The organism is Spirosoma panaciterrae DSM 21099, from assembly GCF_000374025.1.
Taxonomy (GTDB): Bacteria; Bacteroidota; Bacteroidia; order Cytophagales; family Spirosomataceae; genus Spirosoma; species Spirosoma panaciterrae.
Map to the genome: position 1 here is coordinate 202,931 of NZ_KB893206.1, position 11,738 is coordinate 214,668.

Annotated in this window: 1 protein-coding gene (cut by a window edge); it reads left to right on the top strand. The window is 53.0% G+C overall.

The features are described from left to right. Positions 1–142: 142 nt before the first annotated feature. A protein-coding gene (locus tag B153_RS0125680; protein WP_020599619.1) for an SdrD B-like domain-containing protein crosses the window boundary here: on the top strand, positions 143–11,738 show its 5' portion. Its footprint extends 407 nt past the window's final position; the window shows 11,596 of its 12,003 coding nt (coding positions 1–11,596); it begins with the start codon at positions 143–145; the stop codon falls past the right edge of the window.

The following is an 11,738-nucleotide window of genomic DNA, read 5'->3' on the forward strand; positions in this document are numbered from 1 at the left end:
ACTTACTAAATCACCTCATAAACCGATGCCTTTACCTAGTTTAGATAGAGCATCGGCCGCTATGAGAAAGATTCCTCCGCGATGGCATAGCTATGCACAACGGCTTTCTTCGTTTGTTGGTTATGCCCATCCGAGCACGGCCATGCTGCGCGCATTGTCGATTCTGGCATTTTTAGTACTGGGCGTGGCGGCTTTGCCCGCTCAGGCTCAGAGTCAGAAGATTAACCTAAGTCTTCATAAATCAATAAACAGCCAGTCGCCCGCTATTGGCGATGTCGTTACGTATACGGTTGTCGTAACCAATGCGTCGGGCTTCACTACCGCAACCAATGTGTCGGTCAAAGATGAGCTGCCCGCTGGTGGCGTTTCATTTATACCGGGGTCGGCTAGTGTTACCCACGGTTCTGGCACGTTTACCCCAACTGGATCGCTAACCGCAACAACAGGTACCTGGTCGATTCCGTCAATTGCCTCCGGCGATTCGGCGGTTTTGGTGTTGAAGGCTACCGTGCTGGAACGGGGTGTCTGGTTTAATACAGCTGAAGTTACGGGAGCCGATCAAACGGACTTAAATTCGATTCCTGGCAACCAAAGCCTGGCAGAAGATGATTATGATGCCGTCTGTTTTTCAGTACCTATATTATGGTACGTTGGCGATGAATATACGGTAACGATTCCAACGGGTTATGATCAGATCGTTTGGTACCGAGACAATGTACCTGTCAGCTCTACTGCCATTTCTACTTCGCTGGTTGAAGTCAATAGTGATTCGTCCCTGACTATCAAAAGCCCGGGTACGTATCGCTTTGTGACCTATAGAAATGGTTGCCCTTCGTCGAACTGTTGCGACATCCAGGTTATTCAGGGACCGTATGGTAGCCTGGGCGACTATGTATGGCTTGATACAAACCAGGATGGGAAACAAGATAATTCCGAAACCGGAATCAATGGTGTAAAGGTTTATTTATACGACAAGACTGGTACCACAAAACTGGATTCGACCATTACCTCCGGTGGTGGTAAATACCTGTTTGATAGCCTTACGGATGGAAGTTATATCGTCCGATTTATTACCCCTACGGGCTATCAATCTACATCCGTCAATGCGGCTGGTGTGCCTGATGATCTCGACAGCGATGCTGGGGTCAACGGATTTACGGGCATTTACACCATTGATACCAGTCAGCCAGAGTCCAGTACTGCCCGGAATAATCCGACAGTAGATGCAGGCTTCTACATCCCAAGTGCGGGTCTGGGTGACTTTGTCTGGAATGACATTAATAAGAATGGTATTCAGGACGATGGCGAACCCGCTATTGCAGGAGTTGTAGTTACACTCTATACTAATGGGGCAGAGTCGGCAACGACGGTAACGGATGCGTCGGGTCTCTACAGCTTCACGGGCCTGACTCCGGGCAGCAGCAATAGTTATGTCGTGGGCTTCACCGCTCCGTCGGGCTTCACGGCTACGCTACCTTACAGCGGCACCGACCGGACGAAGGATTCGAATGCCGACCTGATCACGGGCAAAACCGAATCAGTGACGCTGGCACCAGGTGAGTTCAACCCCACCCTGGACGCGGGCTTCTACATCCCGAGCGCGGGTCTGGGCGACTTTGTCTGGAATGACATCAATAAGAATGGTATTCAGGACGATGGCGAACCAGCTATTGCAGGAGTTGTAGTTACACTCTATACCAATGGCGCAGAGTCGGCAACGACGGTGACCAATGCCTCGGGCTTCTATAGCTTCACGGGCTTAACTCCGGGCAGCACCAATAGTTATGTCGTGGGCTTCACCGCTCCGTCGGGCTTCACGGCTACGCTACCTTACAGCGGCACCGACCGGACGAAGGATTCGAATGCCGATCTGATCACGGGCAAAACCGAATCAGTGACGCTGGCACCAGGTGAGTTCAACCCCACTCTGGACGCAGGCTTCTACATCCCGAGCGCGGGTCTGGGCGACTTTGTCTGGAACGATACCAATAAGAATGGTATTCAGGACGAGGGTGAGCCAGGTATTGCGGGAGTTAAGGTTACGCTCTATACCAACGGCGCAGAGTCGGCAACGACGGTGACCAATGCCTCGGGCTTCTATAGCTTCACGGGCTTAACTCCGGGTAGCATCAATAGTTATGTCGTGGGCTTCACCGCGCCGACAGGCTATACGGCCTCGGTACCCTACAGCGGCACTGACCGGACGAAAGATTCGAACGCTGACCTGATCACGGGCAAGACCGAATCGGTGACGCTGGCACCAGGTGAGTTCAACCCCACCCTGGACGCGGGCTTCTACATCCCGAGCGCGGGTCTGGGCGACTTTGTCTGGAATGACATCAATAAGAATGGTATTCAGGACGATGGCGAACCAGCTATTGCAGGAGTCAAGGTTACGCTCTATACCAACGGTGCAGAGTCGGCAACGACGGTGACCAATGCCTCGGGCTTCTATAGCTTCACGGGCTTAACTCCGGGCAGCATCAATAGCTATGTCGTGGGCTTCACCGCTCCGTCGGGCTTCACGGCTACGCTACCTTACAGCGGCACCGACCGGACGAAGGATTCGAACGCTGACCTGATCACGGGCAAGACCGAATCGGTGACGCTGGCACCAGGTGAGTTCAACCCCACTCTGGACGCGGGCTTCTACATCCCGAGCGCGGGTCTGGGCGACTTTGTCTGGGTTGATTTGAATAAAGATGGTATTCAGGATGGTAATGAACCCGGCCTTCAGGGCGTAACCGTTACGTTATATGTGAACGGTGTGTTTACAGGGACGACGGTGACGGATATATCGGGCTTCTATAGCTTCACGGGATTGACCCCAGGCAGTAGCCTGAGCTACTCTGTTGGGTTCTCTGCACCAACGGGTTATACCGCAACGATTCCGCTCAGTGGTTCAGATAGAACCCTCGATAGTGATGCTGATCTGATTACAGGAATAACCGCGTCGGTGACACTGGCACCGGGTGAGTTCAACCCTACCCTGGACGCAGGTTATATACCACCGGCTCAGGAAGTTGTTAAAGCAAGTCTGGGCGACTTTGTCTGGAACGATACCAATAAGAATGGTATTCAGGACGAGGGCGAACCAGGTATTGCGGGAGTTAAGGTTACGCTCTATACCAATGGCGCAGAGTCGGCAACGACGGTGACCAATGCCTCGGGCTTCTACAGCTTCACGGGTTTAACTCCAGGTAATAGCCTGAGCTACTCAGTAGGCTTTACAACGCCATCAGGCTATACGGCTACGCTGGCACAACAGGGCGGCAATGATGCCAAAGACAGTGATGCCGACCTAATTACAGGTAAAACTCGGTCAGTAACCCTGGCTCCAGGAGAGTTCAATGGTAATCTGGATGCTGGTTTCTATGTTCCGAGTGCCAGTCTTGGCGACTTTGTCTGGAACGACATCAATCACAACGGTATTCAGGACGATGGTGAGCCAGGAATTCAGGGTGTCAAGGTTACGCTCTATACTAATGGCGCAGAGTCGGCAACGACGGTGACCAATGCCTCGGGCTTCTACAGCTTTACGGGCCTGACCCCAGGTAGCAGCAATAGCTATGTCGTGGGCTTCACCGCTCCATCGGGCTATACGGCCTCGGTTCCCTACAGTGGCACCGATCGGACGAAGGATTCGAACGCCGATCTGATCACGGGCAAGACCGAATCAGTGACGCTGGCACCAGGTGAGTTCAACCCCACCCTGGACGCAGGTTTCTACATCCCGAGCGCCGGTTTGGGCGACTTTGTCTGGAACGATACCAATAAGAATGGTATTCAGGATGAGGGTGAGCCAGGTATTGCGGGAGTTAAGGTTACGCTCTATACCAACGGTGCAGAGTCGGCAACGACGGTGACCAATGCCTCGGGCTTCTACAGCTTCACGGGCCTGACTCCGGGTAGCAGCACCAGCTATGCCGTAGGCTTCACCGCTCCGTCGGGTTATACGGCTACGCTGGCACAACAGGGCGGCAATGATGCCAAAGACAGTGATGCCGACCTGATTACAGGTAAAACTCGGTCAGTAACCCTGGCTCCAGGAGAGTTCAATGGTAATCTGGATGCTGGTTATTATACCTGTCCGACCAACTTCAGCCTGATCGCTTCGAACGATATGTCGATTTGTAACGGTGATGTGGTGTCGTTAAGTGCAACTTCGTCGGTGACAGCCGCTCAAATACGGTGGTATCTGACTCCGTACGATGGGGTAGCGTTTGCTACGACGTCGAATGGTGCATCGCTGACCGTGAACCCAACGACAACGACGGTATACTATGCTGAAGCCTTTACCGCTGATGGTTGCGTAAGTCCTCGTAAGCCAGTAGTGGTACAGGTAACAACAGTACCAACGCCGATTTGCCTGGGTATAATGAAAAATACTTGCCCACAATCGACGGTTGATCTGACAAAAATTCAGATTGAAAATCACTCGAATGGCCTGACGTACGAATGGTACACCAGTATCGAACGGTCGGCAGAAACGAGAGTTACGAACCTCACGGCTGTAGGCGCAGGAAAATACTATCTGTTTGCCAAGCAGAATAACTGCTACAGCAGCCCGACGGTATTGAATGTTGAAATCGTTGATTGTAGCTGTCAGAACCCAGCTAGCGTAACGGCTGTTGCCCTGGCTTCGGTTTGCGAAGGGGACCTGATTTCGCTGAAAGCCATCCTCGGTGGTTCGGCCACAAGCGTAACCTGGTCGGCCACAACAACGGGAGGTTCATTCAGTGCACCAGGTAGCCTGACAACAACCTACACGCCATCGGCTGCAGATATTGCTGCGGGTAATGTTCTGTTGACAGTTACGACGAATGATCCAGATGGACAGGGTACCTGTGCTCCGGCAACCTACTCGGTACTGGTTAAAATTAACAAACGGCCTGATGCTCCGCTGGGCGTAGCCTGCGACGACACGCTCGTTTGTCAGGGTAGCAGTACCAAACTAGTTGGTTTCGCACCAAACGGCCGCATCAACTGGTATGACCAGACGGGAACCCTGATCGGAACGACTGTAAGCGGAGGCAAACTGACCGTGACACCTTCGAAAGCTGGAGAGGCTATATACTACGCTGAAGCAGTAAGCTCAGACGGTTGTGTAAGCAGCACACGCTCATCGTTGACGATTACAGTAGGTCAGTGTCTGGCCGATCTGGCAGTTGTGAAAGATGTCGTGACGGCTGGTCCGTTCTCAGTAGGGCAGAAAATCACCTACTCGATTACGGCCTCCAACAATGGCCCGATTACGGGTACAGATGTGAAGGTAACCGATATGTTACCGGCTACGCTGACCTACGTAAGCTCGACACCGGTGAACCAGTACAACCCTGCAACGGGCATCTGGACCATCGGTACACTGACACCAGGATCGAGCCGGGTACTGTTGATCGAAGCAACCATCAATGCAGGTGGTTCGTTGAAAAACACAGCCATCATCAGCGGGTCGAACAATGATCCAAATCATGCACTGAACGATACATCGAGAACGGTAACCCCAATTATCGATTGCAATGTTGCACCGCCAACGCTGATCTGCGCGATAAACCAGATTTGTAAAGGCAATACGACAACACTCAGTGCAAAAGGATGCGATAACGGTACGGTCAGATGGTCGAACGGTAGCACAGGCACCACAATCTTTGCTGCCCCAAGCATTACGACTACCTATACGGCTAGCTGCGTGATTGGCCAGTGTGTAAGTCAGGCGTCAGCGCCAATCACCGTCACGGTGGTTGAGCCTCAGACCCCGGTAATTGTAGCTAGTGCGGATAACGTTTGCCCAGGTACATCGGTAACGCTGACGGCATCAGGTTGTCAGGGTGGTATCATCGAATGGTCGGATAAAGCACAAACCGGAAACTCGATTGTTGTAGCTCCTTACAGCAAAACGACCTACACCGCCCAGTGCCGTCAGGGTAGCTGCCTCAGCAACCCGGCCGTGATCACGATCAATATGAATTCCGATCAGCCACAGCCAACCATCGTGTGCAGCACGTCGGTGGTATGTCCTGGCGAAACGGTAACCTTAACGGTTGAGAACTGCATCGGTGTACCACACTGGAACAGCACAACGGCTACGACCTCGAGCATCGTTGTAACCCCATCGCTGGGTAGCAATACCTACTGGGTATACTGCCAGAGCGGTAGCTGCACCAGCAAGTCGTCGCCAACGTACACGATTCAGGTGGTAGCTCCAGTAATCCCAACGATTACAGCGAGTGCCGATACGGTCTGTGCAGGTGGTGCGATCACGCTGACAGCTGCTGATTGCAACGGTACGGTCATGTGGTCGAATGGCGAAACGGGTACCAGCATTACGGTACATCCAACGGCCAATATCAGCTACTACGCACAGTGTAAATACCGTAGCTGCCTGAGCAATCCGTCGAATACGGTATCTGTAGCCGTAGTTAACCCACAAGCGCCCATTGTGCGGCTCAGCAGCACAAGTGTTTGCAGTGGCGAACCTGTATCGCTGACAGCAACAGGCTGCACGGGTACGGTTGTCTGGCATGGTGTTGATAAAACGGGGTCGATCATCACGATCTATCCGACCGAAAGCAAGTCGTACTACGCAACCTGTAAGATTGGTTCCTGCGAAAGCAGTGCTTCCAACACAGTTCGCATATCGGTAAATACTTCGCCTGCACCAGCACCAACGGTTGTGGCCTCAACTACGGCAATCTGTAGTGGTGGACTCGTCTCGCTGACAGCTACGGGTTGCAACGGAACCGTGAAATGGTCGGATGGACAGACTGGCTCGGTCGTATCGGTGTCGGTTACTCCGTCGAACCACGAGTTCTACGCCCTATGTGTGCCTACCAGCGGAACCGCTTGTGGCTCTGGCAAGTCGAATGTGATCAACATTCAGGTAACCCCAACGCCAACGCCTTCGATCGTTCGCTGCCTGTGTAGTGCAGATACCATCTGCCCAGGTGAAGAGGTGAAACTGTCGGTGAAAAACTGCCAGGGTACGCCACACTGGAGCACGGGTGAAACCACGACAAGCATCATTGTTTCGCCAACCGTGACCACGGGTTACACCGTATACTGTCAGGATGGCGTATGTCAGAGCACCGCTACGCAGCCTTACACGATTACGGTAATCCCGGTAACGGCTCCGACGATCGTGGCTTCAACAACGAGTGTAACACCGGGTGGTTCGGTAACCCTGACCGCTTCGGGCTGCACAGGTACGGTGATCTGGTCGGCTAACGATGTGAATGGTAATAACAAAGGCACGTCCATCGTCGTGATGCCAAATGGTACACAGACGTACTACGCACAATGCCAGTACCATGCCTGTCTGAGCGATCCATCGAACCCAGTCATCATCAATCCTGGCGACTGTGTCGTTAAAGCTGGAAGCCTGACACCTGTGAACGATAAAGTTTGTGCCAGCACCAGTACAACGGCTATTGTGGCTGCAACACCAAATGGCGGTACAGTACAGCCCACCGGCTACTCGCTGGTTTACCTGCTGGCCAAAGATGGTGTCGTTCAGCAAACCGGAACCACGCCACAGTTTACGGTAGCGGCTGAGAATGCCCACTACACGATCCATACGCTGGTTTACAACGCAACCTCGGGCGATGCTAACTACCTCGACCTGTCGCAGGTGAAATCGAATCTCTCGACCATTGCCGACGTACGGCAACTGATCGGTAGCAAGTGTGCCAGCCTGGATGCAACGGGTGCTGCTATAAAAGTATGCGTCATCGATGCACCAACGCTATCGGCTACCTCGCTCACCGTCTGCTCGGGTGGACCTGTGTCGATAACCGCAACCGGCTGTGAAAATGGTACCGTGAAGTGGTCTGATGGCAAGGAAGGCGCTGTTTACACGACAAGTGTCTACGCTGAAACCTGGCTGACTGCCATCTGCGAAGTTGATCATTGTGCCAGCAAGCCATCGGCAACGGTACACATCAGCCTCGGTACACCACCAATCCCGATCATTGTGAGCAACAAGTCGGCACTGTGTGTGGGTGAGACTGTATCGCTGACGGCTACTGGTTGCCCAGATGGTAACTATCAATGGTCCGATGCACAGCAAACGACAGGTTCGATTCTGACCGTGACCCCAACCCAGGATGTTACCTTCCGCGTGAAGTGTAAAGTGGGTAGCTGTGAAGGTGAATGGTCGGCAGCCACAACGATCCAGGTAGGTAAGCCATCGGCACCAACGATCTCGATCCTGGGTGGCAATAGCAACGCTACGGTTTGCTTCGGTGCGTCGGTAACGCTGGTTGCACAGGGATGCTCGCCAGATAGTTACGTGACCTGGTCGAATAATCAGGTAGGGAACATCCTGGTTGTTTCGCCAGCTAGCTCGGCAACATTCTCGGCACAATGCTGCAACTCGACCTACTGTAAGAGCGATGCTTCGAATACGGTGGGTGTGAATGTGCTGCCGAAAGTGCCGGTACCAACTGTAACGGATCTGACCAACACCTGTCCGATTACTACGGCTGATCTGTCGAAAGGCGTAACCAGCAACCCAGCCACAACAGGTGGTGCGTTCGAATACTACACGGATGCTACCTTGAGTACTAAAGTCGCTGATCCAGCGCATGTAGGTACGGGTACGTATTATGTGATTGAGAAAACGACGAACGGTTGCGTAAGTCTGCCAGTCGCTATTCACGTGCAGGTTAACACCTGTGTCGAGCCTTCGCCCTGCGATGGTGTGAATCCGGCTACGGCTAGTGCTGGCGCTGATGCCAGTGTGTGTGCAGCGAAAACCTATCAACTGAGTGGAGCCATGGGCGGTTCAGGTAAAACCGCCCACTGGACCACCAGTGGTACAGGTACATTCGATAATCCGTATGCATTGAATGCAATCTATACGGCTAGTGCGGCCGATCTGCAGTCGGGCAAAGTAACCCTGACCCTGACCGTTAGCCCCACGAATCCAAATTGCCCAGTGGCTACGGATGCTATGGATCTGACGATCAACGGTATCAAGGATGTACCCGTCGTGACGGTAGCTGGTTCGCAGAACCTATGTTATGGCGACTCCGTACTCCTGAAAGCCCCAACGGGTTATGCAGGCTACAAATGGAGCAATGGGGCGACCACTGAAACCATTGTGGTGAAGCATAGCGGAAGCTACAGTGTTCAACTAATGGATGGTTCGGGTTGTAGCTCGGTAAGTTCAGAGCCTGTCAAGGTCAATGTAGCTGAGCCGGTGCTGCCACCGCTGGTGCACAACCTGCGCAACGAATGCCCATCGAAAATCGTGGATCTGACCAAGGCGCTGTCAACAACAACGGCTGGTAGTACCTACACGTACCGGATTTGCGAATGCACGACTTCGAACATTGTGATCCGTCCGGATTCGGTTTGCGAAGGAACCTACTGGGTAGTTGAACGGACAGCACAAGGCTGTGTGAGCAAACCATCCAAAGTGGTTGTGAAAGTATTCAACTGTGCAACGGATACGTTGAACACGGATGTAAGCATTGCTAAACTGGCAAGCACAGCATTCGTACAAAACGGTGCGCCTGTAACCTATACCATTACGGTAAGCAACGCAGGCCCACATACAGCGAAAAACATTGATGTTCGCGATGTACTGCCCAAAGGACTTGAGTTGATTCCAACGCCTGGTGGTAGCTTCACGATCTCGAACGGATCGATGGTAATGCCCGATGCCGGTGGTAGCTTCACTGTCTCCAACGGGGTAGTATCGAAACACATCGATAGCCTGAAGGCTGGCGCGTCGACACAGATCGTATTCAACGCTCGTCTGACCGTGAAAAATCAGGAAGTTGTCAATAAGGCTGAGATCGTTTATCTCGACAATAAGGACAATGACCTGACTAACAACACGGCAAGCGTAACGGTGAAAGACACCTCGGCTCACAAAGCCAGTGTGATTGGTCTGGCGAAGTCGGTGCTGGGTACACCGCAGGCAATTGGTGATTCGCTCGTGAAGGTGGCCTACAAATTTGTCGTGACCAACTTCGGTGAGGATACTCTGCGCAACGTTCAGGTAAATGACGATCTGGCATACGCTTTCCGTCCGAACACCGTGTCGGCCAGCGTAACCTTGTCAGATGCTGCTTCCACGCTGAAGGTGAACTCAGGCTTCACTGGAAGTGGCAGCCATACAAACCTGCTCGACTCGGCAAGTTATATCCTGCCCGGTAAGTCGCAGATCATGGTACTGGATGTGACGGTGAAACGCGCAATGGGCGATACGACGAAAACGTTCGACAACCTGGCAGGCTCTTCGGCTATCAGCAGTAAAGGAACCGTAACGGATATGTCGACCGATGGGGGTGTAGCCGATCCGGATAACGACGGCGATCCAACGAACAACACGGTGGTTACCAGCTTCACGCTGGGAGCTGGCCAGCCACAGGAACCAAGCATTGGTCTGGCTTTGGCTGTTGTTAAAATCGAACAGCAACCCGATAGTTCGTACAACGTGACCTATAAGGCAACGATTAAGAACTTCGGTGGTGTTGAGCTGAAAGGGCTGAGCCTGACCGATAGCCTGAGCAAGGCGTTTATCTCGCCTGCTTCCTACAGCGTTGTCAGTGGCCCGATCGTTGGCGCAGGTAGTACCTTAGTCGCTAACACAGCCTTCGACGGATCTTCGCAGTCCGATCTGCTCAGTAACGCCAGCAAACTGGCGGCTGGCGCCCAGGATACGGTAGTCTTTGTTGTGAACGTCAAAACCAATGGCAACAACGGTCCGTTCTACTCCAGCGCTACTGTAACAGGCACTACACCAGATGCGTCGCAAACCGTGATGGATATTTCCAACAACGGTTTCGATCCGGCACCACAGGGCTCTGCCTTAACCACAGTTCGCTTCGATCTGCCAAAAGGCTTGCTGGGGGTAGCGAAGGAAGTAGGTACACCGACGCTGGTGCAGAATGGTGTGTATGACATTCCGTATACCATCACCCTGACCAACATGGGATCGGAACCGCTGAAGAATGTACAGGTAGAAGATAACCTCTCTACGGCTTTCGGTAAAGGAGCGCTGATTGTCAGCAACCGGATTCATGTGACCAGCACAGGAACCGTGACGGTAGACACGCTGTATACCGGCCAGGGCTTGATTACCAAGATGCTGGTAGATACCGCTAGTACACTGGCTGTAGGTGCCAAAGCAACGTTGTCGTTCACCGTACGGGTTGATGTATCGGGAGTGAATCCTGATTCGCTGACCTTCTACAATACGGCTGAGGCATCGGCGAAGACACCAGCTGATGAGGTAGTTGAGGATATGTCGACGGCGGGTACGAATAATGACCCGGACAATGACCTGGATCCACGCAACAACAGCCAGCCGACACCAATTGTACTGAATGGTCGTGCGACCGATTCGCACATTGGTCTGGCTATGGCCGTAGCCGATACGGTTCGCCAGTCGGATGGCAGCTACAACGTCACCTATCAGATCGTGGTGAAAGCCTACGGACCTGATCCGTTGAAAAATGTGACCATCAGCGACACACTGTCGAAGGTGTTCAACAAACAGACGGGATCGATCTTCACCCTGGTGAAAGCACCGTTCATTACCTCAACGGGGAGCGCCCTCAAGCTCAACCCGAACTACAACGGGGTATCCGATCCGGTNATCGTGCTGGGCGACAGCACCAGTTCGCTGGCCGTGGGTAAAGTCGATACGATTCGATTGGTGATCAACGTCATCTCCGATGGGTCAACGACAACATTCCTCAATTCGGCNTANGNNNNGGCTCAGTNNA